Genomic DNA, 25,335 nt, shown 5'->3' with positions numbered 1-25,335 from the left:
CGGAATGGATTTGGGATTGAGTGGAAAAACGGTGATCGTCACCGGTGCGAGCAAGGGCATCGGCTTGGCCGTGGCGCGGGCCTTTGTGGCCGAGGGCGCACGTGTGGGCCTGGTTGCCCGCAGCGCAGAGGCTCTCGATGCGGCGCAGGCCACGCTTCGTTCGCTCGGCGGCGAGGTCGCCGTGGTTGCCGCGGACTTGCGGGTGGCCGATCAGGCCGAACAGGCAGTGGCTTTCATCGAAGCCCGACTGGGGCCGGTCGACGTGCTGGTCAACAGTGCCGGAGCGGCACGGAAGCGTGCGCCCGAGACGCTGGATGCGGCCGCATGGCGAGAGGGTCTGGACGCCAAGTTCTTTACCTATATCCACACGCAGGATGCCGTGTTGCGGCGCTGGATGCCGCGTGCATGCGACCTCGGCTACGACGGCAGCGTTTCGCCGGACAGCGATGTGGGCGTGGTCGTCAACATCATCGGAACGGGCGGCCGGCTGCCCTTGTCGACCCACGTGGCCGGCGGGGCGGCCAATGCGGCGCTGATGAATTCGACACTCGGGCTGTCACAGCATTACGCGCGCCACGGCATTCGCCTGAATGTGGTGAACCCGGGCTACACGTTGACCGACCGCCTGCAGAACTCGGTGGAGACGGAAGCGCAGCGGCTGGGCATCGACGAAGAGGCTGCGCTGGCCCGGCTGAGCAACGAACTGCCGTTGCGCCGCTTTGGCCGTCCCGACGAGGTCGCCGGCGTGGTCGTGTTTCTGGCCAGCCGGCAGGCCAGTTATGTGGTGGGTTCCATGGTCTCGGTCGACGGCGGGCACCGGCCTATCGTCTGACGGTGCGCGGCAGGCCGGAGGGCGGTGTGAAAGCCGCCGCGCCGGCTGCCGAATGCGCTGGCCCCGGGGTTCTAGGTTCTTGTCAGGCCGCCGCCTTCACCAGGGCCCGGGTGTAGGGATGCCGGGGCGAGCCGAGTACCTGATCCGCCGGGCCGGCCTCGACCACGTCGCCGTCCTTCATCACCATGATGTCGTGCGCCATGGCCGCGACCACTGCGACGTCGTGCGTGATGATCAGGTAGCTCAGGCCATGCTCGCGCTGCAGCCGTTGCAGCAGCGTGATGACCTGTTTCTGGATGGTGACGTCCAGCGCGCTCGTCGGTTCGTCGAGAACCAGGATGTCGGGCTCGACGATGAGCGCCCTGGCGATGGCGATGCGCTGGCGCTGCCCGCCGGAGAACTCATGCGGGTACCGCCGCAGCAGACCGGGGAACTGCGCGTCCGTGAGGCCGACTTCCTCGAGTATGGCGTTGATGCGCTCGCGCCGGGTCTGGCTGGAGAGGTGGGGATGATGGAACTGCAGGCCTTCGCCGACGATGTCGGCCACCGACATGCGGGGCGAGAGCGACGAGTAGGGATCCTGGAACACGGCCTGCACTTTGCGGCGCAGGCGTTTGCGGGCTGCTCCCGATTCTCGCCGGGCCTGGTTCCACGAGGTGCCTTCGACGGTGAGTTCCCCGTCATGGCGTACCAGTCCCAGTATGGCCGATGCCAGCGTGGTCTTGCCCGATCCGGATTCTCCGATGACGCCCAGCGTGCGTCCGGGGCGCAGCGTGAAATCGGCGCCCCGGACGGCGGTGAAGCGGCGGGACTTGAACCAACTGGCGATACCCTGACCCGCCACCGCGTAACTCACGTGCAAGTTGTTGCATTCCAGACGCAGGGGCTGGGCCGCGAAAGCCTTGTCGCCGTCGTCCACGTTGCGGTCGGGCCGGCTGTTGAGCAATTGGCGTGTGTAGGGATGTCGGGGCGACCGGAAGATGTCTTCGGTGTTGCCCTGTTCGACGATCCGGCCATGCTGCATCACCACGACACGGTCCGCAAACCGGCGGACCAATTGCAGGTCGTGGGTGATGAGCAGGACCGAGAGACCGTTCTTCCGCTGCAGCGCGGCGAGCAGATCCAGGATCTGCAGCCTGAGCGTGACATCGAGTGCAGTCGTCGGTTCGTCCGCCAGCAGCAGCTTGGGCTCTCCGGCCAGGGCCATGGCGATCATGGCGCGCTGGCGCTGACCGCCCGAGAGCTGATGGGGGTAGCTGTGCGCGCGCCGGGCCGGCTCGGGAATGCCGGTTTCAGCCAGGCGTTCGACGGCCAGCCGCCAGGCCGAGCGGCTGTCCAGCCCTTTTCTGAGTCGATAGACTTCGGCGATCTGATGGCCGACCGTGTAGAGTGGATTCAACGCCGTCATCGGCTCCTGGAAAATCATGGCCAGCTCCGTTGAGCAAAGGTCCCGCACCTCGTTCTCGGACAGGGCCAGCAGATCCTTGCCGTCGTAGTGGGCCGAGCCGCCGACGACAGAGCCCGGCAGCAGTCGCATCAGGCTCATGGCGCTGACGCTTTTCCCGGAACCCGACTCGCCGACAAGAGCCACTTTTTCCCGGTGGGCGACGGAGAACGAGATGTCCTTGACGACTTCCTTGTCGTCGAAGCGGATGTTCAGGTCTTTGACATCGAGCAGGTTCATGGGGGATGCGGTTCCTGGACGGAGATCGGTAAGGGGCGGTGCGTCGCGGCAGGGCTTCGAGGCCCCGTCGAAGGAGTGGCTTCGTCGGCGCTCGGCACATGCGGCGCGCGGCATGCATTTGCATGGGCAAAGCGACGCAGCCCATCAATTTACGGAAGCCATGGGCCCGGCGCAAATGACGATTGCTGATTTGCATCATCGATTTGTGTTGCCGATCGCCGGGCGCCGGTGGCGATGGGCCCGAGATCGGGCGAGGCGCGTGTCGGCAGCAAGATCCGCATGAGCTAACTTGAATCCCGCATAGGCCGGGCCCCCCGCGCAAGACCCTGGCGGCGGACAATAAAACGTTTCATCGCGTCCGTCGTGTGCCTTGTGCCGAGCGCAGGCGGCCGGACGCGGACGTTCCTTCCTCTCTACCTTGCGATATGACTGCAACACAACATGCCGTGATCCGCGGCGACCGCGAGGCGGTGGATGCCGCCCGCCTGCTGGCCGAAGAAGCGCGCGAAGGCGCGGCCGAACGCGACGCGAACCGGGTGCTGCCCTGGTCGCTGCTCGACCGATTTTCCGCAGCGGGGTTGGCGGGCATCACGGTTCCCCGAGCCCATGGGGGCGCCGACGTGAGCGTGAAGACGCTGGTCGAGGTGTTCATCGAGCTGGCCGACGCCGATCCGGCCTTGGCCCAGATTCCGCAGAATCACTTTGCAGTGATGGAACGGCTCAGATTGCATGGCACCGCCGAGCAACAGGCTTTTTTCTACCCCCGCTTTCTGGCCGGTGACCGTCTGGGCAATGCCACGGCCGAGCCGGGCGACAAGCGGCCCAACGAACACGCCACGGCCATCCGGCCCGATCCGGCGGGCCGGGGCTACCGCATCACGGGCCGCAAGGTGTATTCCACGGGCGCCTTGTTTGCGCAGTGGATTCCGGTCTCGGCGGTCGACGAACGGGGCCAGGGGTGGGTGGTGTTTGCGCCGCGCGAGTCCGCAGGGATCGAGGTCATCGACGACTGGGACAGCTTTGGCCAGCGCACCACGGCCAGCGGCACCGTCGTTTTCGACGATGTGCCGGTCGATGCGCTGTACGCGTTCCCGAGTGCCGCACAGGTCAAGGGACTGGATACCACGAGCTCGGTGTCGCAGCTCATCCATGCCGCCATCGACCTGGGCATTGCGCGGCGGGCCATTGCCGATACGATCCGGATGCTGAAGGCCAATGCCAACCCGGCACGCGGCAGCGGTGCCCGCAGCGCGACGGAAGACACGCTCACCTTGCGGGAGATCGGCAAGCTGAAGCTGCATTACACCGCGGCCGAAGTCTTGCTGACGCGTGCGGCGCAGGCGGCGGATGCGGCCCGGGTGGCGCAGGATCAGGCGCTCATCGAACAGACGCTGATCGCCGTGACGGAAGCCAAGATCCTGACCACCGAGATCTCGCTGGAGGCCGGCAGCAAGCTGTTCGAGCTGGTGGGTACCCATTCGACGCTCAACCGCTACGCGCTGGATCGGCACTGGCGGAATGCGCGCACCCATACCTTGCACGACGGCGTGCGCTGGAAGTATGTCGCGCTGGGGCAATACCACCTGAACGACCTGATCCCCGACCCGTGGGCATTCGGCCATCCCTACCGCCCGCGTGTGGCGGCCGAGTGAGCCGACGCGGGGCCGGGCAGGGCCGGGCGGTAGGTCGCATGACCGTCCGCTGCGTCGGCCGTGGGCGGAGTCTCAGAAGAAGCTGCCGGTGGGCAGCGGGGTGCCGTTGATTTCCAGTTGACCGATGCTGCGGGCCTTGTAGGCCGTGGGATTGTGCGACGCCAGCGTACGGGCGTTGCGCCAGTGGCGATCGAGATTGGTCGACCGGATGGTGGAAGAGGCGCCGCCCGCATCGTAGATGGACGAGGCCGAACGGATGGCCAGGTCGTCCACGATGACCTTGGCCTTGGCGGCCAGCAGGGCACCTTCGCGCAGCAGATCCTCGCTGGGCAGACCCTGTTCGCGTGCGGCGCCGATGCGGTCCTGCACGTCGGCAGCGGCCAGCACCACGCATTCGGCGGCAAAGGCTGCACTCGACAGATTGCCGGCAACCTGCTGGATCAGTGAATCGTCTGCCGGCCGGTCGCCTGCGCCGTGGTAGAAGTTGCGGCCGCGGCCCTGGACGAGCTGGACCGTGTCGGCCAGCACGGCCCGGATGATGCCGGCGTTGATGGCGGTCAGGAACAACTGGGCCAGGGTGCTTTCGTGCGGCCGGCTGTAGGCCTGGCCCGGTTCGTCGAGGATGAACTCATGGGGCGCGACGGCCACGGATTCGAAGACGGTGGTGCCGGTGCCCGTGAGGCGCTGGCCGGCGCCGTCCCAGTCGTCCACACGGGTGATGCCGGCGCGGTCCGCGGGAACGATGACGGTGAGCGAACGGCGCTCCTCGTCGACCGTCCGCACGACGATGTGATCGGCATACAGACAGCCTGTGCTGTAGTGCTTGATGCCGTCCAGTACGTACGAGGGACCCGCCTTGCGCAACACCGACGGTCGAGGCGACCTTGGTGCGTCGGTGTTGGCGAGACCGAAGACGAGGCCTTGCGCGGCCAGCCGCTGCCATTGCACATGCTCGGCGGTGCGTGGCGTGCGCGCGATGCGTTCGATGAACACGAAGTGATTGCGCAGGATGTGGGCGACATTGGAGTCTGCGGCTCCCAGGGCGATCACGGTTGCAAAGAGCTCGCGCAGCGTGGCGCCGCCGCCGCCATCGGTCGTGCGCAGTCTCAGTGCGCCGAGCTTTTCGGCCCGGAGGGCTGCGATCTGTTCGTGCGGATGGATGCGCTCGAGGTCGCGCTGCGACGCGCCCTGAGCAATGCGGTCGATCAGCGCGCGCAGGCGCTCGGAGCCGGCCGTGACGGGTGAAGTCGGCTCGGAAGCGGGGTGGTCGGGAGGGCGGGTCATGGCGTTGTGATTAGGGTGCGTGGCGGGTGAGTGGGGCTGGCAGGTCGGCCCGCAGAATGCAGGCGTCTTCGGCCTCGGTGATGAAGAGCGCACCCGGCTCGGCCTTCGACCAGGCCAGGTTGGTGACGATGCGGCCGGCCGGACTGTCGATCCGCAATTGCGGCTGGGCCCAGCGGTCGAAATGCCATACCGCGCCGAAGCCGGCGTGGGCGACCAGCAGGCCGCCGTCGGCATCCAGCGTGATGCCGTCAGGCCCGCCCGGGCCGCCATGCAGGTTGGCGAAGACGCCGACCTTGCTGGTCTGGCCGTTGTCGTGCAGCGGATAACGCCAGATCTGCTGGGCGCGGGTCACGGCCACATACAGCAGTTGGCGTTCCTCGTCGACCACCAGGCCGTTGGGACTGGGGATGCCCTGTGCGAACAGCGTCAGCGTGCCCTGGGCCGAGAGCCGGTAGACGCGGCCTGTCGGGTCCTGCAGCCCGGACTGGCCCTGGTCGGTGAAGTAGACGTCGCCGCTGCGCGTCAGGTACAGGTCGTTCAGGCCTTTGAAGCCTTCGGACAGATAGCGTTCGAACAGCGGCTGGACCTGGCCGCTGGCCGGGTCCACAGACAGCAGGCCACGCTTGTAGTCGGTGATCAGCAGGCTGCCGTCGGCCCGGACTTTCAGGCCGTTGGGCCAGCCGTCGTATTCGGTGACGAGAGTCCATTGCCCTGCCGGATCGATGCGAAACACGCGGCCGAAGGGGACATCGACCACGTACAGATGGCCCTGCGCATCGAACGCAGGACCCTCCAGCAGCGAGTGGATGGCGCGGCCCTGGGCGTTGACGCGGGTCCATTCGTTCTGGCGCGGGGTTCTGTACGCGTCCGGCAGGCGGGTGTGGACGCGGGCGGCGAGCTGAGGAGGCGGGGCAAAGAAACTCATGGCGGATCAAAGGGGTTCGATGCCGGCTTTCTGGGTGACGCGCTGCCAATAGGCCTGCTCGCCCTGCGTCTGCGCGATCAACTCACCCGAGCTGATGCCGCCCGGCAGCGAAGCCTGCGAAACCAGGTAGGCCTGGTACTCGGGCGATTGCTGTGCGCGGCGGAAGGCCTGTTCGAGGAAGACCACGGCCTGCTGGGGCGTGCCGCGCGGCACGGCGATGCCGGTCCAGGTCCAACTGGTCGGTGCATCGAGCGCGGGCAGTCCGGCCTCGGTGTAGGTGGGGATGTCGGGGAACACCGGCGAGCGCTGTCCGTCACGCGAGGCGATGGCCAGTGCCCGCAGGGCACCGCTCTGCAGGTAGCCGGTGAAGGAGGGGGTTCCCGAGACCATCAGCGTCACCGTGCCCGAGAGGATGGCCATGACCACTTCGTTGGCGCCCTTGTAGGGGACGTGGGTCAGCCGGATGCCGGCGGCCTGCTGGAAGGCTTCGCCGGCCAGATGGGGCGGACTGCCGACGCCGCCCGTGCCGTAGGTCAGGTTCTCCGGATTCTTGCGCGCATCGGCCAGCAGGTCCTGAAGCGTCTTGTAGGGCGAGTTGCCGGCAACCACCACCACATCGGGTGTGCGCAGCACGGTGGTCACGGGCAGTACCTCCTGCTCGGGCGTCCAGGGCAGATTCTTGAACAGCTGCCTGACGTAGGAGTAGGTGGGGTTGATGGCCAGCAGGGTGTAGCCGTCCGCCTTGGCGCGGGTGACCTGGGCCGTGCCGATGTTGCCGGAAGCCCCGGGCACGTTGTCGACGATGATGGTTTGGCCGATCTGGCGCGAGACGATTTCCGCAAGCTTGCGGATGACGACGTCCATGCCGCCGCCAGCGGGGTGCGGCACGACGATGCGCAGACGTTGCGAGGGGTAGGCTTCGCCGGCTGCCAGGGCCGCATGCGGCAGCGTGGCGAGCAGAGGCGCTGCGAGGCCGCCGAGCAGGGTGCGGCGTTTCAGGGTAGGGATCTGAGTCATGGAAAGAAAAGGCAAGTGAAGCGGGCGTCGGCCCGGTCTCGAATGTTCAGGGAGTCAACCCGCGGCCTCGAGCAGACGTTGGGTGTAGGGATGGGACGGCGAGGCGAAGAGCGTGCGGGCGTCGCCTGCCTCGACGATGTCGCCGTCCTTCATCACGATGGCGTGGTGGGCCATGGCCCGCACCACATCCATGTCGTGGGTGATCAGCACATAGCTCAGGCCGTGCTCTTTCTGCAGTTTCTGGAGCAGGGCCAGGATCTGTTTCTGGATCGTGACGTCGAGTGCGCTGGTCGGCTCGTCGAGCACCAGCACCTCGGGTTGCACGATCAATGCGCGGGCAATGGCCAGCCGCTGGCGCTGTCCGCCCGAGAACTCATGCGGCTTGCGGTCGAGCAGTTGCGGAAACTGCGATTCGTGCAGCCCGACGTCTTCGAGCACCTCGACGATGCGCTGGCGCTGGTTTTGCGCGCTCAGTCCCGGCTCGTGGAAGCGCAGGCCTTCGCCCACCAGTTGGGCCACGCTCATGCGGGGCGACAGCGACGAGTAGGGATCCTGGAACACCGCCTGCACGGTGCGCCGTTGCGCCTTGCGCGCGGCGGGCGGGGCACGGCGGGCGTCGTCCCAAGTCCTGTCGTTGATGCTCAGGCGGCCCTGATGGCGCAGCAGCCCGAGCACGGCGTGGGCCAGCGTGGACTTGCCCGAGCCGGATTCGCCGATGATGCCCAGCGTCTGCCCTGCGGCGACTTCGAAGCTGGCATCCTTCACCGCGACGAACTCGTGCCGCGAGAGCAGTCCGCGCAAGCCGGGGCCGCTGACGCGGTAGCCGACCCGCAGGTGCCCGGCCCGCAGGCGGACGACGCGTTGCCGGGCCTGCGCCACGGTTTCCGGGGCATCGGTTTCGACGACGTTGCGAACGGGCTTGCTGTTGATCAGCTTGCGGGTGTAGGGGTGCCGGGGCGAGGCGAAGATCGTGGCGGTGTCGCCCTGTTCGACGAGGTGGCCTTTTTCCATGACGGCCACGCGGTCCGCGAAGCGCCGCACCAGATTCAGGTCATGGCTGATCAGCAGGACCGACATGCCGTTCTTGCGCTGCAGTTCGGCCAGCAGATCGAGGATCTGCAGCCTCAGCGTGGCGTCGAGCGCGGTGGTCGGCTCGTCGGCAATCAGCAGCCGGGGCTCGCTGGCGAGCGCCATGGCGATCATGGCGCGCTGGCGTTGGCCACCCGAAAGCTGGTGCGGGTACGACTTGGCCCGGCGTGCCGGCTCGGGAATCCCGGTGGCCGCCAGCCGCTCGACCGCGCGGGCCCAGGCGGTGCGACGATCCAGTCCCAGCTTGACCTGGAACACCTCGGCGATCTGTTGCCCGATCGTGTGGACGGGGTTGAGCGCGGTCATCGGCTCCTGGAAGATCACCGAGATGTCGCGGCCGCGCAGGGCCTGAAGGGCATGCGGCGGCAGCGACAGCAGATCCTGACCTGCAAAGCCGGCCTGTCCGCTCACGGCGGCGCCTGGCACCAGGCCCAGCAGGCTCATCGCCCCGACGCTCTTGCCCGAGCCCGATTCGCCCACCAGCGCGAGCTTTTCGCCGGGCGCGATGGAAAAGGAAATATCGTGGACCACCGGGGTGCCGCTGAACGAGATGCGCAGATCCCGGACATCGAGCAAGGGCGGTGCGGCTGTGTGAAGGTCGGTCATCGTGGGCTTGTGTTTGTCGCGAGGCGGTCGGGTGCGCCTGCGCGTGCATGGACCGGCGGTGCGGCACACGAGGCGCGCAGCACGAACTCGGTCGGGATCTCGGTCCGGGAGGGCGCGCTGGCCGGGTCCGCCGCCGCCAGTTGGTCGAGCAGCAGTTCGGCGGCGGCGCGCCCGAGGTCGTAGGTCGAGTAGCGGATCACGCTGATCGCCGGTTCGGCCAGCTCCGCCAGGTCGCTGTCGTTCGAGGTCACCACCGACAGATCCTGCGGAATGCGGATGTTCTGGCGTTTGCAGGCGACCAGCACGCCTTTGAGCAGATGGCGTCCCAGCGCCATGACCGCGGTGGGTGCGTCGGCCTGGGCCAGCAGCCACTGCGTCTTGCGCAGGCCCCAGTCGTTTCCGGCCGTGCCGCTGTCGATCTGCACCAGCGTGTCGTCGACGGCGATGCCGGCTTGCTCGTGGGCCTGGCGGAAACCGGCCAGCCGGGCGCGGCCGACGCGGTTGTCACGGCCGCCGCTGACCAGTGCGATGCGCCGGTGACCCAGCTCGATGAGGTGCCGGGTGGCCTGCAGGGTGCCCTGGAAATGATCGGCACCCGCCGAGACGGTGGCCGCAGGGGTGCCGTCGCGTTCCAGCATCACGATGGGGAAACGCGCCTGGGCCATGCACTTCTGGACGGCCGGGTGCGATTCCTGCTCGATGGTGAAAATCAATCCGTCGGCCTGGCGTTGGCCGAACAGGTCGATGAGCGCCATCTCGCGCTCGGACTGGCCGTTGCTGCTGCCGACGATCAGCATGTAACCGGCCCGCGTGAGCACATCCTCGGCACCCTTGATCATCGACGAGAACAGCGGGTTGTCGAGGTCGGGAAAAATGAAGCCGATCATGCGGGTGGCGCGCCCCCGCATGTTCTGCGCCACGATGCTGGGACGCCAGCCCAGCGTGGCGATCGCGCTGGTCACACGGTCGCGGACCTGGGCGTTGACGGTTGCTGCGCCATTGACCACACGGGAGACCGTGCCGACGGATACGCCGGCCAGGGCCGCCACATCGCGGGCAGTGGGCCGCGCGCCGGTCTCTCGCGCGGCGAGTGAGGAAGTCTTGAACGTCACGTTGCACTCAAGGCTGCAGCCAGGCGTCCTTGAGCGAGGCGAAGCCGCCGTCGGGCGCCCGGCTCACGCCATGCAGCTTCTTGCTGTAGACCGTGAAGTGATGGATCTCGAACAGCGGCAGCACCGGCAGGTCTTTCTGCACCACGCGCTGGAACTCATGGAACAGCTTGACCCGCTTGCCGGCCTGGCCTTCGACCTGGGCCGCCTCGATCAGCTTGTCGAGCTCGGGGTTGGAGTAGCCCGATGCGTTGGTCCACGGCACGCCCGCTGAGATGCCCTTGCTCCAGTACTGCCGGATCACGCCGATCTGCGGATCCAGGTAGGGCGACCATTGGCCGGTGTTGATGTCGAAGTCGTAATCCGTGTAGACCCGTTTGACGAAGCCCGCCAGGTCCTGGTTGCGTACCTTGACGTCGACGCCCACGGCTTTCAGGCTTTGGCGAAGGTACTCGGCCTGGAACTTGAAGGCCTCGTTGAAGGGCTGGTAGTCCTGGAAGATGGAGAACCGGACGCCGTCCGCCTTGCGCGGGTAGCCTGCGGCATCCAGCAGTCTCTCGGCCTGGGCGCGGTCGAAGCGGTAGGTCGGAACGCCATCTTGCGTATAGAACTGGCGCAGGGTGGAGGGCACCGGGCCCGTGGCCGGCTTGCCCAGTCCATACCAGATGGTGTCGACCAGCGCGCGGGTATCGATGGCATGCGCAAAGGCCTGCCGCACTTCGCGCTTGGCCAGGATGGGGTTGCGCAGGTTGAACTCCAGGAACACGTACTGCGATTGCCAGTCGTAACCCTTGGTGCTGACCACCAGCTCGGGGTTGTCGCGCAAGCGCTGCACGTCGGCCTGCGGCACGGCGTCGAACGGCGCATACTGCACGTCGCCGGTCTCGAGTGCGGCGGCACGCGAGGCTGCATCGGGAACGATGCGGAAAATCACCCGGTCGAGCCGGGGCTTGCCGCTGTCCCAATAATCGGGGTTGCGTTCGAGGGCGATGTACTGACCCTTGCGCCATTCCTTGAACTTGAACGGACCGGTCCCGACCGGCGCCAGGTTGTGCGGATTCTTGTAGATGTCCGTGCCCTCGTACAGGTGGCGGGGCAGCAGTTGCGACTCGACGGCATTGAGGGCGCTCAGGATGACCAGCGAGGGGTGGGCCAGCTTGAGCACGGCGGTGTACTTGTCGGGCGTCTCGACCGATTCGACAGGGGCGAAGGTGATGCGGCCGCGCGAATGCACCTTTTTCCAGACCTCCATGACGTTGTACTGCACATCGGCCGAAGTGAAGTCCACCCCGTCGTGCCACTTCACGCCCCGGCGCAGATGGAAGGTCAGGCGCAGGCCGTCCGGTGAGACCTCCCAGCGCTCGGCCAGGCCCGGCTGGGGGTTCAGCGCCTCGTCGTAGGTGAGCAGGCCATCGTACACATTGGCCGATACGACGCCATTGGGATAACCGTTGTTGACCGTGCTGGTCAGCACCGTCGGCTCGGGCTGCACGATGGCGTGCAGCGTGCCGCCGCGTACCGGGGTGACGGCGCCGGGCTGGGCCCAGCTCGATGCGCCCAGCAGCGCCAGGCCCGTGACGGCTCCCTGCAGTGCCGCGAGTCGAAAAAAGATCTTCATGATGAACGTGTGCCCTTCGAACCGCGTGCGGCGGCCCATGCCCGAGGGGCTGAGGTGAGTTGATACGTTTCATATGTTGGCGGCAGCGACGTTTTGCGGCCACTGAAAAAACGGCATGTCGATATGCGGAGCCTGTTGCAGGGCCGGTCGAAGCGGTTTTCCCTGTGCGCCGCGGTGCCGTGCCGTGCCGACGGCGATGAGCGAGGTCGGTGTGCCCGCTGATGCAGGCGCCCAGCGGACTGCGCGCGTACCCGCTGTTTTGTGCATAAGCACGCGCGTTAATCGACTTTGTCTGTCTGGCGATGAAACGATATTCTTGCCCTTCGCTTTCTTCTGTTACCCGCTGTGCATGGCTGCAGGCCTGCATGGCTCCGCTTCGCAACACACCGCGCTGGAGGGCGCTCCCATGTCTGAATTTCTGATCGACCGCATTCGAGCGCGTGCTCGGATGGGCGCAAAGGCCGGCACGCTGGCGATGCTGGCCGTGCCCTTGGCGGCCGCCCTGATCGGCGGCCCTGCCTGGGCGCAGGATGCAGCGGGCGAGAAGCCGCGCCGCGGCGGTCAACTGCAGGCGCTGGTGCAACCCGAGCCGCCCGTGCTCACGACCGCCTTCAACAACAGCTTTCCCATCGGCGTGGTCTCGACCAATGTGTACGAAGGCCTGGTGTCGTTCGATGCGTCGCAGCGGCCCCAGCCGGCGCTGGCCACGCGCTGGGACATCTCGCCCGACGGCAAGACCGTCACCTTCCACCTGCGAAAAGGCGTGAAGTGGCACGACGGGGTGGACTTCACCTCGGCCGATGTGAAGTTCAGCGTCCAGCAGATCTGGCAGAAAACGCATCCGCGCGGCCGCAACACCTTCGCGGCCGTGTCTTCGGTCGATACGCCGGACGCCCACACCGTGGTCTTCCACCTGAAGCATCCCTCGCTGGTCATCTTCAGTTCGCTCAATGCCAACGAAGGCCAGATCCTGCCGCGTCACCTGTACGAGGGCACGGACATCCAGACCAATCCGTACAACATCAAGCCGGTCGGCACGGGGCCTTTCAAGTTCAAGGAATGGCGCAAGGGCCAGTACATCGCGCTCGAACGCAACCCCGATTACTGGGACAGCGGCAAGCCGTACGTGGATCAGGTGATCTTCCGCATCATTCCCGATGCGGCCTCGCGCGCCGCCGCGCTGGAGACGGGGGACGTGCAATACGCACCGTTCGATCCGGTGCCTCTGGCCGACGTGCAGCGCCTGCGCGACAATCCCGAACTGGTGGTCAGCACCAGCGGCTACGACTGGCAGTCGGCCTATGTGTTCATGGAGTACAACCTGCGCAATCCCGTGCTGAAGGACCTGCGCGTCCGGCAGGCCATCGCCCATGCCATCAACCGCCAGGAACTGGTCGATGTGGTGTGGTACGGACTGGGCAAGCCTGCGACCGGACCGGTGCCGTCGTCGCTCAAGAGCGTCTACACTGCCGAGGGCGTGCCGCAGTACGCCTTCGATCCGGCCCGCGCCGAGAAGCTGCTGGACGAGGCCGGCTACAAACGCAATGCCGACGGCGTGCGTTTTGTGCTGAACCAGGAATACCAGAACTTCAACGAGACCTTCAAGAACAACGCCGAGTACATCCGCCAGTCGCTCAAGCGCGTGGGCATCGACGTGAAGGTGCACAACCGCGATCTGGCGGGGCACCTGAAGGCGGTTTACGGCGAGTATGCCTTCGACCTCAACAGCGGCCGCTGGGTGCCGACGATGGACCCCGAAGTGGGCGGGTTCCGGCACTACTGGTCGCAGTCGCAGGCCAAGGGCGTGCCATGGACCAATGCCTCGGGCTACAGCAGCGCCGAGACCGACCGCGTGATCCAGGCCATACGCGTGGAAGCCGACCCGGCGCGCCGTACGCGGCTGTTCCATGAGTTCCAGCGCCTGGCCCAGGCCGATCTGCCGGTGCTGCCGCTGTTCGAGCAACGGAACTTCACGGTCATGAGCAAGAAAGTGCGTGGTCTGAGCCAGGCACCCGACAGCGCGTTGGCCTCGCTCAAGGACGTGTGGCTGCAGCCCTGAGCGGCAGCGACTTTTCGACATTCATCGATTCAAGGGAACAAGACATCATGGCTCTGGAACTCGAAGGCAAGGTCGCGCTGGTCAGCGGCGGCAGCAAAGGCATCGGCCTGGCCGTGGCCCGGACGCTGGCCCTCAACGGCGCGAAGGTGGCCATCCTGTCGCGTCATGCCGGCAACCTGGAGCAGGCCCGGCAGGTGCTGGCCGGGCAGGGCGTGACGGTGCTGCCCGTGCAGGCCGATCTCGGCGATGCGGCGCAGGCCGAGCGCGCCGTGGCAGAGGTCGAGGCCGGGCTCGGTCCGATCGACATCCTGGTCAACAGCGCCGGTGCGGCGCGCCGGCACGAGCCCGAGGATCTCGATCCCGTGCGCTGGCGCGAGGCTCTCGACGCCAAGTTCTTTCCGTACATCCATGTGCAGCATGCCGTGCTGGCACGCCTGCGAGCCCGTGCCCGCCGGCTCGAAGGCGTGGCGCGGCAGCCGGATACCGGCACCATCGTCAACATCATCGGCGTCGGGGGCAAGCAGCCCACCAGCACCCATCTGGCAGGGGGCTCCGCCAATGCGGCGCTCATGCTCAGCACGGTCGGGCTGGCGGCGCACTATGCGCGCTACGGCATACGCATCAACGCCGTGAATCCGGGCTTCACCCTCACCGAGCGGGTCCAGCAGGCGATCGGCCTGGATGCGGCGCGTCTGGGCATCAGCGAACAGCAGGCGCTCGAACAAGGACAGGCGCGCGTTCCGCTGGGCCGTTATGCCGATCCCGACGAAGTGGCGGAAGTCGTGCTGTTTCTGGCGGGGCCGCGCTCGAGCTACGTGGTCGGCGCCGTCGTGCCCGTCGATGGCGGCAACGGCCCGCTGATCTGATGTTTTTCCCTGCGGTCTGAACATGTCCTCTTTGCCCAGCTACATCGCCCGGCGCCTGCTGCAACTGATTCCCGTCGTCATGGTGATCGTGCTCATGACCTATCTGCTCATGCGCCTGGCACCGGGCGACCTGGTCGATGTGATCGCCGGCGAATCGGGCTCGGCGACGCCCGAATACATGGATGAACTGCGGCGCCAGTTCAATCTGGATCAGTCGGGCTGGGTGATCTTCGGCAACTACCTGAAGAATCTGGCGCAGTTCGATCTCGGCTTTTCCTTCCGCCACGGCATGCCCGTCGCGGATCTCATCCTGGAACGGGTCGGCCCGACCCTGCTGCTCATGCTGGCGAGCATCGTGATGGCGGCACTGCTGGGCGTGATTCTGGGCGTGATCTCGGCGCGTTGGCGGGGCAGTTGGGCCGACGAGTCGATTTCCACCTTCTCGACCATCGGCTTTGCGACGCCCGTGTTCTGGGTCGGGCTGATGCTGATCGTGCTGTTCTCCGTTCATCTGCGCTGGTTCCCGGCCTCGGGCATGTTGACCATCGGCGTCACGCAGGACGGTTTCTGGTCGACCGTGGCCGATCTGCTGTGGCACCTGACCCTGCCCGCGCTGACGCTGAGCCTGTTCTACCTTTCCATCTACGTGCGCATCACGCGGGCGGCGATGCTGGAAGTCTACGGGCTCGATTTTGTGCGCACGGCGCGGGCCAAGGGGCTGAGCGAGCTGCGTGTCTCGGTGCGCCATGTGCTGCGCAATGCGCTGCTGCCGGTGGTCACCATCACCGGCCTGCAGCTGGGCTCGTTGCTGGGCGGCTCCATCGTGGTGGAGACCGTCTATTCGTGGCCGGGCCTGGGCCGGCTGGCGTTCGACGCCGTGTTCCAGCGCGACGTCAATCTGCTGCTGGGCATCTTTCTGTTCAGCTCGCTGCTCGTGGTGGTGATGAATCTGCTGGTCGATCTGCTTTATGCCGTTCTCGATCCGCGGGTTATCGGGAGAAATTCGTGAATCGACTGCACGGCCTGGTCCGTTTTCCAACACTCGCGTTGCCGAAACTCGCGTTGCCCAAACTCACGTCCCGGCCGCTGGCCGTCGGCGGTCTGATCCTGCTGACCGTGGTGGCCCTGGCCGTGCTGGCCCAGCAGCTGTACCCCGGCGATCCCCTGGACATCGTGGGCCGGCCCAATCTGTGGCCCGGCGCGCCCGGTCATTTTCTCGGCACCGACATGATGGGCCGCGACATGGCCGCAGGGGTGGTGCACGCGGCGCGCGTGTCGCTGATGGTGGGCCTGTTCGCGGCACTGCTTTCGGTATTCATCGGCATCGTCGTCGGGCTGTGCGCGGGCTACTTCGGCGGCTGGGTGGACGATGTGGCCATGCGGGTCACCGAGATGTTCCAGACCCTGCCCAGCTTTCTGTTCGCCATCGTGCTGGTGGTGATCCTCACGCCCTCGCTGGGCAGCATCGTGTTCGCGATCGGCGTGACCTCGTGGCCGCAGATCGCCCGGCTGGTGCGCGCCGAAGCGATGCGTGTCCGGCATGCCGAGTATGTGAAAGCGGCCGTGACGCTCGGGCTCGGCCATGGCAGGATCATCGCTGCACATGTGCTGCCCAACAGCATCGCGCCGGTGGTGGTGGCGGCTTCGGTGCTGATGGCCCAGGCCATCCTGACCGAGGCTTCGCTGTCGTTCCTGGGGCTGGGCGACCCCAATGTCATCTCGTGGGGCAGCATGGTCGGCGTCGGCCGCTCCACCTTGCGCACGGCCTGGTACATGACCGCCTTGCCTGGCCTCGCCATCTTCGTGACCGTGATCAGTTTCATGTTGCTGGGCAACGGATTGAACGACAAGCTCAACCCGCGCTCGGCCAAGCCCACCTGATCGCGCCCATGCCGGACGGCTGCGCATGCCTGGCCATGCCTGCAGCCCCGGCACCCGCGCGACGGCATTTTTTTCGGCTTTCCCTATCCAGCTCCCCACATTTCAGGATCCATCCTCATGACCCATTCCACCGCCCTGGCCGCCGAACCGAAAGACAGCGCCGGCGCCCCCGCCGCCGACACCGCCCTCGAAGCCTCTCGTGCAACCGCCCGGCGCCATCTGGCTGCTGCGCATCGCCTGGCGGTGTGGCACGACTTGACGGAAGGCATCTACAACCACTTCACGGTGGCGGTGCCGGGTGCGGACGATCGGTTTCACGTGCCGCCGTTCGGATTGCACTGGAGCGAGGTGAAGGCCAGCGAACTGCTGACCGTCCATCATGACGGCCGCGTGCTCGACGGCGAGGGCATCCTGCAGCGCTCGGCCTACAGCATCCACGCGCCTATCCATGCCTCGAGCCCTGCGCACGCCGCCGTTCTGCACACCCACATGCCCTACGCCAGCGCGCTGGTGCGTCTCGAAGACCAGCGGCTGCAACCCCTCGGGCAGACCGAGGCCCTGCTGCTGGACCAGATCGCCTACGACGATTCGTACGACGGCCTGGCGCGCGATTGGGCCGAAGGCGAACGCCTGGCGCGGGTGCTCGGCAACAAGAGCATTCTGTTCATGGGCAACCACGGCATCCTCGTGACCGGCCGCAGCGTGGCCCAGGCCTACGACAGGCTGTACTCGCTGGAACGCTATGCGCGTGTGCACCTGCACGCCCTCTGGACCGGCCGCCCGGTCAAGAACCTGAGCCCGGAGCAGGTGGCCAAGGTGCAATACCAGATCGGCAACACCGCCTTGCACGATGGCCAGGCCTCTGCCGCCAAGCCGGCCTACGAACTGCATTTCGATGCCTTGCTGCGTTTGCTGGATCGCAAGGAACCCGATTTCAAAGCATGACCGATACCCGAATGATTCCCGCCGACATGCCGCCCGACAGTCCCCTGGGCCAAGCCTGGCAGCAGCCGCTGATGCTGGGGCTGTTCCTGCCGATCCACAACGGCGGGTGGACCATGTCCACTCTGCCACGGGGCACGGACTGGCGTTTCGACTACAACGCCCGCTTGACGCGCCGTGCCGAGGAGCTCGGCTTCGACCTGGTCTTCGGCCCGGCGCACTGGCTCTCCAAGGGCGGTTTCGGTGGCGAGACGAATTACCGCGAGACCTCGCTCGATGCGTTCATCGCGACCAGCGCGCTGGCTGCGGTCACGAGCCGCATCCTGCTGATCTCGACCATCCACATCCTGTATGGTCCCTGGCATCCATTGCATCTGGCCAAGTTCGGCGCCACCCTGGATCACATCTCGAAGGGGCGTTGGGGCCTGAACGTGGTCACCGGTTTCCGCAAGGACGAATGGGCGATGTTCGGCCAGCAGCAGATCGCGCACGGGCAACGTTATGCCCTGGCCGACGAGTTCGTCGACATCATGCTCAAGCTGTGGGGCAGCGACGAGAACGTCAGCTACCAGAGCGAGCGCTGGACGCTCGAGAAAGCCTTCGTCACGCCCAAGCCCGTGCATGGACGGCCGGTGATGGTGAGCGCGACCAGTTCGCCGGCGGGCATCGCCAGTGCGGTCAAGCATGCGGATCTGGTCTTCATCACCAGTCCCGCCGGCGCCCGCATCGACCGCGCGCTGGAAGCCTTGCCGGCGATCAACCAGGCCGTCAAGGACGGTGCCGCTGCACAGGGGCGTTCGGTGCGCACGCTGATCAATCCGCTCATTCTGTGCCGCGACACCGAAGCCGAGGCGTGGCAAGCCTACCGCGAGATTCTGGACCAGGCCGATCACGGCGCCGTCGAGGGTTTTTTCCACTCCCATGCCACCGGCGACAGCCAATCTTGGCGCGGCCATGAGCGCGACGAGCGCACGGTGGGCGGCAACATCCAGATCGTCGGTACGCCCGAACAAGTGGTCGACCAGTTGCTCAAGCTCAAGGCGACCGGCTGCGACGGCATCCAGATCTGCTTTTTCGACTACGAACCGGAACTCGAGTACTTCGGCCGGCGTGTCCTGCCTTTGCTCGAACAGGCGGGACTGCGTCTGCCTGTCGCTCGCTCCACGAACGCCTGAAGGTCGCCGATGTCCACTGCATTCCAATCCCCATCCACTCCGGCGGCGCCGGCCGCCCTGTCGCGGGCGGTCGTGCCTTCCGTCGAGGCCTCCTGGCTGGCTCGGCAGATCGTCCAGGGCACGGGCGAGCTCGCGTGGATCGACATCCGCGAGGCGGGCGAGTACGGCGAAGGGCACGGCCTGCTGGCCGTCAACATCCCCTACAGCCGCCTCGAGATCGAGATCGGGCGCCTGGTGCCGCGGCGCGATGCGGCGGTGGTCGTCTCCGGCCATTCCAGCGACGACGGACGCCTGGCGGCCGAGAAACTGCAGGCGCTGGGCTACGGCGACGTGCGCGTCCTCGAAGGCGGTATCGCGGCCTGGCTCGCTGCGGGCCAGCCGGTCTTCAAGGGCGTGAACGTACCGAGCAAGGCGTTTGCCGAGTGTGTGGAGCTGTTTTTCCATACGCCCGACATCGAATCGGCCGAGCTGGCGCGGCTGCAGGCCGAGGGCGCGGACCTGGTCGTGCTCGACAGCCGCACGGCCGAAGAGTTCGCGCGTTTCCATGTGCCGGGCGCGATCAGTTGCCCGTCCAGCGAACTGGTTCTGCACTTTGCCGACCTCGTTCCGTCGCCCCGAACCCAGGTCGTCGTGTCGTGCGCAGGTCGTACGCGCGGCGTGATGGGCGCTCAGACGCTGCTCAATGCCGGGGTGCCCAATCCGGTACGGGCCTTGTCGGGCGGCACGCAGGGCTGGCGGCTGGCCGGCCTAGAACTGGAGAGAAACACCCCCGTGGCGCCCCGCACGGCCAGTCCGCAGGCGTGGCAGCAGGCCCGCGAGCGCGAGGCCCGTGTGGCCGCCCACTTCGGGGTTCCGCTGATCGATGGCGAGACGGCTGCACGGTGGCGCGCCGATGCCGAGCGCACCACCTATTTCTTCGACGTGAGAACCCCTGAAGAGCATCGCCGTTCGCCCTTGCCGGGTTACACCGGTGTTCAGGGCGTGCAACTGGTGCAATGCCTGGATCAGTGGGCCGTCGTGCGCCGAGCCCGCATCGTGCTGGCCGATCTGGACGGTGGCCGGGCCGTGCTGACCGCACACTGGCTGCGCCAGATGGGCTGGGACGCATCGGTGCTGCAAGGCGAGGAGGCCGAAAGCCCCGCATCGGTTGGGTCGCTCGGCTCACAGAGGGCCGACGCGGTCTTCGATGTGGCCCGGATCGACAGCGGCCAGGCTGCCGCGTGGGTCGAGCAGGGCGCTCTGCTTCTGGACGCATCGGGCAGTGCCGCCTATCTGCGTGAACATCCCGCCGGCGCCGTATGGGCCAATCGCTCGGCGCTGCCGGCGTTGCGCGCGGCTCTGGAAGGCGTACGGCAGGTGGTGGTCCTCGCCGAGGACGAGGCCGTGGCGCTGCTGCTGGCCCGCGATCTGCGCCACGAGGAACGCACCGTGGCCGTGCTGGCCGATGGCCTGCAGGCCTGGCGCCAGGCCGGTCTGCCGGTCGAATCCGGTGCGGGTGCGGTGGGCGAGCTCAAGCGCATCGACTTTCTGTTCTGGCTGCACGACCGCCATGAAGGCAATGCCGAGTCGAGCGCCGCCTACCTGGCCTGGGAAGCCGATCTGCCGCGGGCCATCGGCGATCCTGCCGCCGCCGGCTTTGTGCTGCAGAAAGCGCCTGCCGCCTGAGTCGATCCGGCAGGTGCCCGCAGAGGGCCTCTGCCGTCCGTAACCGAGCGGGCGCGATCGACGGGCCAGCCGCCGCGATGCGTTTTCCCGCAGATCTTCAGGCGGCTTCTTCGGCGCGAGCGTAGCGGCTCGCCGGCCGTTCCAGCCCGAGGTTCTCGCGCAGCGTACGGCCTTCGTACGCGGTGCGGAACAGCCCGCGGCGCTGCAGTTCGGGAATCACCAGATCGACGAAGTCGTCGAGCGACTCGGGCAGCACCGGCGGCATCACGTTGAAGCCGTCGGCCGCTTCGTTTTCGAACCAGAGCTGCATCTGGTCGGCGATCTGTTCGGGGGTGCCCACCACGACCCAGTGGCCACGGGCCCCGGCCAGGTATTCGTAGAGCTGGCGTACCGTGAACCGCTCGCGCCGCGCGAGCTCGATGACCACATGGGCGCGGCTGCTCACGCCTTTGGGCGGCAGGGGGAAGTAGGGCGGCGGCTCGTCGAGCTTCCAACTGCGCAGGTCGGCCTCGGGCCAGAACGGACGCAGCGTGTCGAGCCCCACCGAGGGATGGATGAGCCCCTGCAACTCGGCCCACTTGGCCTGGGCTTCCTCGGGCGTGCGTCCGACCACGGGCGAGATGCCGGGCAGCACCAGCAGTTGTTCGGGACGCCGGCCGTACTTGGCCAGCCGGCCCTTCACATCGCGATAGAAGGCCTGGGCCTCTTCCAGGCTGGTCCAGGCCGTGAAGATCGCTTCCGCACTCGCGGCGGCCAGCTCCTTGCCGTCTTCCGACGAACCGGCCTGCACGATCACCGGATGGCCCTGCGGCGGCCGTTCGATGTTGAGCGGTCCTTTGACGGTGAAGTGCCGGCCGACATGGTTGAGGGCATGGACACGCGCGGGATCGAAGTAGACGCCGGAATCGCGATCGCGTGTCAGCGCATCGTCGTCCCAGCTGTCCCACAGGCCTTTCACGACATCGACGAATTCATGGGCGCGTTCGTAGCGCACGGCCGGATCCGGATGGGCGGCCAGGCCGAAGTTGCCATGCACCGTGGCGGCGCTCGTGGTCACCACGTTCCACGCCGAACGGCCCTTGCTGATGTGGTCGAGCGAGGCGAACTTGCGAGCCAGCAGGTAGGGGTCTTCGTAGGTGGTCGACGCCGTGGCGACAAATCCGATGTGGCGCGTGACGGCCGCCAGGGCCGCCCACAGGGTCACCGGTTCGAAGTGCGACAGACGACCTTGGCGGCTGATGGATTCGTCGTCCAGCCGCTGATGGATGCCCGGGCTGTCGGCCAGGAAGATCTGGTCGAACAATCCCCGTTCGGCGGTCTGCGCGACCTGGATGTAGTGGTCGAGGTTGGTGCCGGAGTCGATCTGTGAGCCGGGATGGCGCCAGGCGGCGATGTGATGGCCGGTCGCCATGACAAAGGCGCCGAGCCGAAGCTTGCGTTGGGACATGAGTGTGCCGAGGAGAAAGGACGCGGCGCAGTCCGCGGCGCCGTTTCGCGTATGCGATCCATCCTAGGAACGTGTGGTGTGCTGGCAAAGAAAGCTTTGCGGCTAAGGATATGAGCCGGCGGAGGTTTAAAGCATCCAGTATTGGATATTCCTATTTGAAACTTGACGCTTTGTCAAGCGAACTATATTCTTACTTTGTCGAATCATGTCGAAACTTGCCAGTATCGGAAATCGCCTATGAAACTCGCTCACATCCAGACGTATGTCCTCCGTTATCCGGACCCATCCGATCTGCAGCAGCCCCGGATGACCGTTCTGGTCCGTCTGGAAACCGCCGATGGCGTGATTGGCTGGGGAGAAGCCGTCGCGCTGTGGCCCGAGGCCTGTCGAGCCACCGTGCTGCTGATCGAGGAGGGTTACTGGCCCCTTCTTCAGCAGGCCGGCGAAACGAGCGTCGAGAAATGCTGGCAAAGCATGCGCCGGCACAGCGAGTGGTATGGCGAAGGCGGCATTGCCTCGTTTGCGCTGAGTGCGATCGACATGGCGCTGTGGGATATTCGAGGGAAACTCGAAAATCAGCCGCTGTGGGCGCTTTGGGGGCGTTTCCACGAAGGTCTGCCGGCCAGTGCGAATTGCCAGGTCGGCACCAAAAACCTGTCGGCCTGCATCGACGAGATACTGGGTCTGGTCTCCGCCGGTTTTCGCAGCGTGAAACTCGGATTGCGCATGGACTCCCGCTCGGCCGTGGGCCGCGATACCGACAGCAGCATTGCGCTGGTGGCCGGGCTGCGACGCGAGCTCGGTCCCGACGTGGAGATCCTGGTCGACGTGGGCAACGGCTTGCATTGGGATGCCGACATCGCCATCGACACCGTGCGGCGCATGGCGGGCCAAGGCATCGGCTGGATCGAGGAGCCGTTCCATCCCGCGCATCTCGAGGACCATCGGGTGCTCAAAGCCGCCGTGGCGGTGCCCATCGCCGGCGGCGGGCGCGAATGGACCGTCACCCACTACCAGCGCCTGATCGACAGCGCGACGCTGGATGTGCTGTGTGTCGACCCGGCGCGGGCCGAAGGGATCACGGGCTTTCGGGAAATCGACCGGTGCGCCGGTGCGGCCAGGCTGAAGGTGAGCGCCCAGGCGTGGAGCACGGCGATCACGACGGCGGCCAGCCTGCATCTTTCGCTCGCCTCCCCGAACACCCGGCTGTTCGAGCTCAAGCCGTCCCTGGTGCAGCACGAGCTGGTGTCCCGGCCTGCCGAACAACTGGCGGGCTGGGTCACCGTGCCGCACGGCCCGGGGCTGGGGGTCGAGGTCGATGAAGCCGTGGTCCGGCGACTGACGTACCGGGCCTGACCTGCGCCGCGCGAACCCGCGCCGCTGCCGCCTGTTCATGGCCGCAGCGGGGCGGGTGCTGCAGCTTTCGCTATGATCGTCGAGAACACCCCGTCAACGGAGACCGAGATGAAGTTCCTCAAAACCGCGCTGGCCGCCAGTGCCCTGCTGCTGCTTTCCGCCACGGCCCATGCCGAGCCGGGTCCTTTGTGCAAGGCCAAGCAGGACGAGATTCGCACCGAGCTGTCCGCCGCCAAGGCACACGGCCAGACCCATCGAGTCCGCGGGCTCGAGCGGGCCTTGTCGCAGGTGCAGGACAACTGCACCGATGCCAAGCTGCAGGCCGAGCATCAACGCACCGTTCGCCAGCAGGAAAAGAAGGTCGCCGAGCGCCAGCGCGAACTCGACGAAGAGCGACGCGAGGGCAAGCCCTCCAAGGTGGCCAAGCGCCAGGAAAAGCTGGACGAGGCGCAGGCCGAACTGGCCCGTCTGCGCAAGGCTGCGCCGCACTGATTCGCGCCGCGGCGGTTTCCGATATGCGCGACCTCAACTAACAGATGACAAAAACTGCGTTGTCGCCGGCGCAGGGCTTTGCCAGACTGACTGCTTCATCAGACGTCCGTTTTCAAAGCCATCCTCATGAGCGATCTCAACGCGTATCTCGAACAGAAACGAAAAGCCTTCCATACCCGCCAGGAGCGAATCGAATCGGGGCAGGCCGATGCCGTGCAACTGAAGGCGAGCGTATCGGCCGAAGGGCGCAGCGGGGTCCGTCTGCTGCGCATCCGGGATCACCGCGTGATCAGCGACAGTCCGGCCGATTTCGCCGGCTACGATCTCGGTCCGAGTTCGCCGGAACTGCAACTGGGGGTGCTGGGCACCTGCGTGACGCATATCTTCCTGATCCAGGCGGCCGATCAGCAGGTGCCGTTGAACAATCTGCGGGTCGACGTTCAGGGCACCCTGGACCCGCGCGCCGGCAAACCGGGGCACGAGCACACGCCGTTCTGGCCGCACGACATCGCGTACACCGTGCATATCGATTCCCCGGCATCTGCCGCCCAGATCCAGCAGCTTTTCGAAAGCGTCGAGGCCGTCTGCCCGATCCTCAACCTGCTGAAGAATCCGCAGACGATACGGGCGCAATGGGTGCATATCAACACGCTGGACGGTGTGACCCCGGCCCGACCCGCCGCGCAGGCCGTCAACGACGATCGCGCCGCGGCGTGAGAACGAGCGGCCACTCCCTGTGTTGCGCCTGGCCGCACGCAGCATCCGAATCCATGCGATATGACCTATGACGCTTGCGCTTGACCATCTTGTGATCGCCGTGTCCGACCTGCCCCGGGCGATTGCCGATTACACGGCACTGGGCTTCACCGTCCTCGAGGGCGGGCGGCATCCCGGCCGGCCGACCCACAACGCCCTGGTGGTGTTCGAGGACGGCAGCTACCTGGAGCTGATCGCCTGGCATTCGCCCGGCCTGGACGACGACCGCTGGTGGCAGTGGCTGAAGGGCCACGGCGAAGGCCTGGTCGATGTGGCCCTGCATCCGGACGACGTGGCCCGCGTGGTGGCACGCGCCCAGGCCGGCGATGTCGCGCTGGGCGGCCCGTACGACGGTGGCCGGGCCCGCCCCGACGGCGAGATTCTGCAATGGCAGACCGCGCGCCACATCACGCCCGATCTGCCGTTTCTGTGCGGCGACATCACGCCCCGGCACCTGCGGGTGCAGGAGGGCGAGGTCCGCCGGCACGCCAACGGCGTGACGGGTGTGGCCAGCGTGACGCTGGTGGTCGAGGATCTGAATCGGACGCTGGCGCGCTACCGCATCCTGCTGGGCGAAGAGGCCGTGCTGTCGGCCCCGTGGCGCCTCGCCACGACGGGTCTGCAGGTCGCTCAACTGCGTCTGCCGGCGCATCCGGGTGCGGAGTCGGGGGCGACGCTGATTCTGATCGAGCCGGATCGCGGCAGCACGGCCGAATCGGCACGAGCCCTGTCGACGCTGCTGCGCCAGCGGGGCGAGGGCGTGCTGGCCTTTACCTTGCGAGGCGCGCGATCACGCGATCAGTTTCCGTGGCCGGGCGGTTCGGTACTGCCGCAGGCGCTGACGCACGGTGCGGTGATCGAGTACGAGCCCTGAGATCGA

Annotated in this window: 21 protein-coding genes; 13 read left to right on the top strand and 8 right to left on the bottom strand. The window is 66.7% G+C overall.

The features are described from left to right. Nucleotides 1–16: 16 nt before the first annotated feature. The gene (locus tag EC845_RS03285; RefSeq protein ID WP_370451231.1) at nucleotides 17–832 is read left to right on the top strand and encodes an SDR family NAD(P)-dependent oxidoreductase; all 816 of its coding nucleotides are present in this window, start codon (nucleotides 17–19) and stop codon (nucleotides 830–832) included. Between the two features lie 82 nt (nucleotides 833–914). Here EC845_RS03285 and EC845_RS03280 read toward each other — a convergent pair whose 3' ends face one another. Next, nucleotides 915–2,516, bottom strand: coding sequence for an ABC transporter ATP-binding protein (locus EC845_RS03280; RefSeq protein ID WP_123295771.1), 1,602 nt, complete (start codon nucleotides 2,514–2,516; stop codon nucleotides 915–917). A 425-nt stretch (nucleotides 2,517–2,941) separates the two neighbouring features. On the opposite strand from EC845_RS03280, the gene EC845_RS03275 reads away from it, so the two are divergent. Beyond that, the gene (locus EC845_RS03275; RefSeq protein WP_123295770.1) at nucleotides 2,942–4,168 is read left to right on the top strand and encodes an SfnB family sulfur acquisition oxidoreductase; all 1,227 of its coding nucleotides are present in this window, start codon (nucleotides 2,942–2,944) and stop codon (nucleotides 4,166–4,168) included. A 72-nt stretch (nucleotides 4,169–4,240) separates the two neighbouring features. Here the strand turns inward: EC845_RS03275 and EC845_RS03270 are convergent, their stop codons facing one another. The 6 genes from EC845_RS03270 to EC845_RS03245 are packed head-to-tail and all read right to left on the bottom strand — an operon-like array spanning nucleotide 4,241 to nucleotide 11,816. After that, on the bottom strand, nucleotides 4,241–5,452 hold the full coding sequence (locus tag EC845_RS03270) for an acyl-CoA dehydrogenase family protein (protein ID WP_123295769.1): 1,212 nt from the start codon (nucleotides 5,450–5,452) through the stop codon (nucleotides 4,241–4,243). Nucleotides 5,453–5,462: 10 nt separating this feature from the next. Further along, nucleotides 5,463–6,377, bottom strand: a complete 915-nt coding sequence (locus EC845_RS03265) for an SMP-30/gluconolactonase/LRE family protein (RefSeq protein ID WP_123295768.1) — start codon at nucleotides 6,375–6,377, stop codon at nucleotides 5,463–5,465. Between the two features lie 6 nt (nucleotides 6,378–6,383). After that, nucleotides 6,384–7,394 carry a tripartite tricarboxylate transporter substrate binding protein gene (locus EC845_RS03260; protein WP_123295767.1) on the bottom strand — a complete coding sequence of 337 codons (1,011 nt, stop codon included), beginning with the start codon at nucleotides 7,392–7,394 and terminating at the stop codon, nucleotides 6,384–6,386. A gap of 54 nt (nucleotides 7,395–7,448) precedes the next feature. Further along, nucleotides 7,449–9,089 carry an ABC transporter ATP-binding protein gene (locus tag EC845_RS03255; RefSeq protein ID WP_123295766.1) on the bottom strand — a complete coding sequence of 547 codons (1,641 nt, stop codon included), beginning with the start codon at nucleotides 9,087–9,089 and terminating at the stop codon, nucleotides 7,449–7,451. Beyond that, nucleotides 9,086–10,201, bottom strand: coding sequence for a LacI family DNA-binding transcriptional regulator (locus EC845_RS03250; RefSeq protein ID WP_123295765.1), 1,116 nt, complete (start codon nucleotides 10,199–10,201; stop codon nucleotides 9,086–9,088). Before EC845_RS03250 ends, EC845_RS03255 begins: the two co-directional genes overlap by 4 nt. Nucleotides 10,202–10,208: 7 nt before the next feature. Next, the gene (locus EC845_RS03245; RefSeq protein ID WP_123296335.1) at nucleotides 10,209–11,816 is read right to left on the bottom strand and encodes an ABC transporter substrate-binding protein; all 1,608 of its coding nucleotides are present in this window, start codon (nucleotides 11,814–11,816) and stop codon (nucleotides 10,209–10,211) included. Between the two features lie 406 nt (nucleotides 11,817–12,222). Between EC845_RS03245 and EC845_RS03240 the strand changes: the two genes are divergently transcribed. From EC845_RS03240 to EC845_RS03210, 7 genes are all read left to right on the top strand, one after another. Further along, on the top strand, nucleotides 12,223–13,875 hold the full coding sequence (locus tag EC845_RS03240; RefSeq protein WP_233597918.1) for an ABC transporter substrate-binding protein: 1,653 nt from the start codon (nucleotides 12,223–12,225) through the stop codon (nucleotides 13,873–13,875). A gap of 47 nt (nucleotides 13,876–13,922) precedes the next feature. Continuing rightward, complete coding sequence (locus EC845_RS03235) at nucleotides 13,923–14,741, top strand: SDR family NAD(P)-dependent oxidoreductase (RefSeq protein WP_123296333.1); 819 nt, start codon at nucleotides 13,923–13,925, stop codon at nucleotides 14,739–14,741. A gap of 22 nt (nucleotides 14,742–14,763) precedes the next feature. Beyond that, a complete protein-coding gene (locus EC845_RS03230) occupies nucleotides 14,764–15,750 on the top strand; it encodes an ABC transporter permease (protein WP_123295764.1) in 987 nt (328 codons plus the stop codon). Beyond that, complete coding sequence (locus tag EC845_RS03225) at nucleotides 15,747–16,622, top strand: ABC transporter permease (RefSeq protein ID WP_233597917.1); 876 nt, start codon at nucleotides 15,747–15,749, stop codon at nucleotides 16,620–16,622. Before EC845_RS03230 ends, EC845_RS03225 begins: the two co-directional genes overlap by 4 nt. Nucleotides 16,623–16,739: 117 nt before the next feature. Then, on the top strand, nucleotides 16,740–17,567 hold the full coding sequence (locus tag EC845_RS03220) for a class II aldolase/adducin family protein (RefSeq protein ID WP_123295763.1): 828 nt from the start codon (nucleotides 16,740–16,742) through the stop codon (nucleotides 17,565–17,567). After that, entirely contained in the window at nucleotides 17,564–18,739 is a 1,176-nt protein-coding gene (locus EC845_RS03215) for an LLM class flavin-dependent oxidoreductase (protein ID WP_123295762.1), read from the top strand. Before EC845_RS03220 ends, EC845_RS03215 begins: the two co-directional genes overlap by 4 nt. 9 nt (nucleotides 18,740–18,748) lie before the next feature. Further along, nucleotides 18,749–20,404, top strand: coding sequence for a rhodanese-like domain-containing protein (locus EC845_RS03210; protein WP_123295761.1), 1,656 nt, complete (start codon nucleotides 18,749–18,751; stop codon nucleotides 20,402–20,404). Nucleotides 20,405–20,501: 97 nt separating this feature from the next. Here EC845_RS03210 and EC845_RS03205 read toward each other — a convergent pair whose 3' ends face one another. Then, nucleotides 20,502–21,851: an LLM class flavin-dependent oxidoreductase gene (locus tag EC845_RS03205; protein ID WP_123295760.1), complete on the bottom strand. Its 1,350-nt coding sequence runs from the start codon at nucleotides 21,849–21,851 to the stop codon at nucleotides 20,502–20,504. Nucleotides 21,852–22,088: 237 nt separating this feature from the next. On the opposite strand from EC845_RS03205, the gene EC845_RS03200 reads away from it, so the two are divergent. The 4 genes from EC845_RS03200 to EC845_RS03185 all read left to right on the top strand — a co-directional run bounded on the left by EC845_RS03200 (nucleotide 22,089) and on the right by EC845_RS03185 (nucleotide 25,329). After that, entirely contained in the window at nucleotides 22,089–23,207 is a 1,119-nt protein-coding gene (locus EC845_RS03200) for a mandelate racemase/muconate lactonizing enzyme family protein (protein ID WP_123295759.1), read from the top strand. 108 nt (nucleotides 23,208–23,315) lie between these two features. Further along, on the top strand, nucleotides 23,316–23,699 hold the full coding sequence (locus tag EC845_RS03195) for a DUF1090 domain-containing protein (protein ID WP_158615598.1): 384 nt from the start codon (nucleotides 23,316–23,318) through the stop codon (nucleotides 23,697–23,699). A 126-nt stretch (nucleotides 23,700–23,825) separates the two neighbouring features. Further along, nucleotides 23,826–24,416, top strand: a complete 591-nt coding sequence (locus EC845_RS03190) for an OsmC family protein (RefSeq protein ID WP_123295757.1) — start codon at nucleotides 23,826–23,828, stop codon at nucleotides 24,414–24,416. A gap of 67 nt (nucleotides 24,417–24,483) precedes the next feature. Then, entirely contained in the window at nucleotides 24,484–25,329 is an 846-nt protein-coding gene (locus tag EC845_RS03185; protein WP_123295756.1) for a VOC family protein, read from the top strand. Nucleotides 25,330–25,335: the final 6 nt, after the last annotated feature.

The organism is Comamonas sp. BIGb0124 (assembly GCF_003752175.1).
GTDB lineage: Bacteria > Pseudomonadota > Gammaproteobacteria > Burkholderiales > Burkholderiaceae_C > Comamonas_F.
The sequence above is the reverse complement of the archived record's forward strand: the minus strand, read 5'-3'. Positions and strand labels throughout refer to the sequence as shown.

What these genes read in the sequence shown, in the direction of transcription:
- EC845_RS03280 (WP_123295771.1), bottom strand. Translation starts at nt 2,516, where the DNA reads ATGAACCTGCTCGATGTCAAAGACCTGAACATCCGCTTCGACGACAAG.
- EC845_RS03275 (WP_123295770.1), top strand. Translation starts at nt 2,942, where the DNA reads ATGACTGCAACACAACATGCCGTGATCCGCGGCGACCGCGAGGCGGTG.
- EC845_RS03270 (WP_123295769.1), bottom strand. Translation starts at nt 5,452, where the DNA reads ATGACCCGCCCTCCCGACCACCCCGCTTCCGAGCCGACTTCACCCGTC.
- EC845_RS03265 (WP_123295768.1), bottom strand. Translation starts at nt 6,377, where the DNA reads ATGAGTTTCTTTGCCCCGCCTCCTCAGCTCGCCGCCCGCGTCCACACC.
- EC845_RS03260 (WP_123295767.1), bottom strand. Translation starts at nt 7,394, where the DNA reads ATGACTCAGATCCCTACCCTGAAACGCCGCACCCTGCTCGGCGGCCTC.
- EC845_RS03255 (WP_123295766.1), bottom strand. Translation starts at nt 9,089, where the DNA reads ATGACCGACCTTCACACAGCCGCACCGCCCTTGCTCGATGTCCGGGAT.
- EC845_RS03245 (WP_123296335.1), bottom strand. Translation starts at nt 11,816, where the DNA reads ATGAAGATCTTTTTTCGACTCGCGGCACTGCAGGGAGCCGTCACGGGC.
- EC845_RS03240 (WP_233597918.1), top strand. Translation starts at nt 12,223, where the DNA reads ATGTCTGAATTTCTGATCGACCGCATTCGAGCGCGTGCTCGGATGGGC.
- EC845_RS03235 (WP_123296333.1), top strand. Translation starts at nt 13,923, where the DNA reads ATGGCTCTGGAACTCGAAGGCAAGGTCGCGCTGGTCAGCGGCGGCAGC.
- EC845_RS03230 (WP_123295764.1), top strand. Translation starts at nt 14,764, where the DNA reads ATGTCCTCTTTGCCCAGCTACATCGCCCGGCGCCTGCTGCAACTGATT.
- EC845_RS03220 (WP_123295763.1), top strand. Translation starts at nt 16,740, where the DNA reads ATGACCCATTCCACCGCCCTGGCCGCCGAACCGAAAGACAGCGCCGGC.
- EC845_RS03215 (WP_123295762.1), top strand. Translation starts at nt 17,564, where the DNA reads ATGACCGATACCCGAATGATTCCCGCCGACATGCCGCCCGACAGTCCC.
- EC845_RS03210 (WP_123295761.1), top strand. Translation starts at nt 18,749, where the DNA reads ATGTCCACTGCATTCCAATCCCCATCCACTCCGGCGGCGCCGGCCGCC.
- EC845_RS03205 (WP_123295760.1), bottom strand. Translation starts at nt 21,851, where the DNA reads ATGTCCCAACGCAAGCTTCGGCTCGGCGCCTTTGTCATGGCGACCGGC.
- EC845_RS03200 (WP_123295759.1), top strand. Translation starts at nt 22,089, where the DNA reads ATGAAACTCGCTCACATCCAGACGTATGTCCTCCGTTATCCGGACCCA.
- EC845_RS03195 (WP_158615598.1), top strand. Translation starts at nt 23,316, where the DNA reads ATGAAGTTCCTCAAAACCGCGCTGGCCGCCAGTGCCCTGCTGCTGCTT.
- EC845_RS03190 (WP_123295757.1), top strand. Translation starts at nt 23,826, where the DNA reads ATGAGCGATCTCAACGCGTATCTCGAACAGAAACGAAAAGCCTTCCAT.
- EC845_RS03185 (WP_123295756.1), top strand. Translation starts at nt 24,484, where the DNA reads ATGACGCTTGCGCTTGACCATCTTGTGATCGCCGTGTCCGACCTGCCC.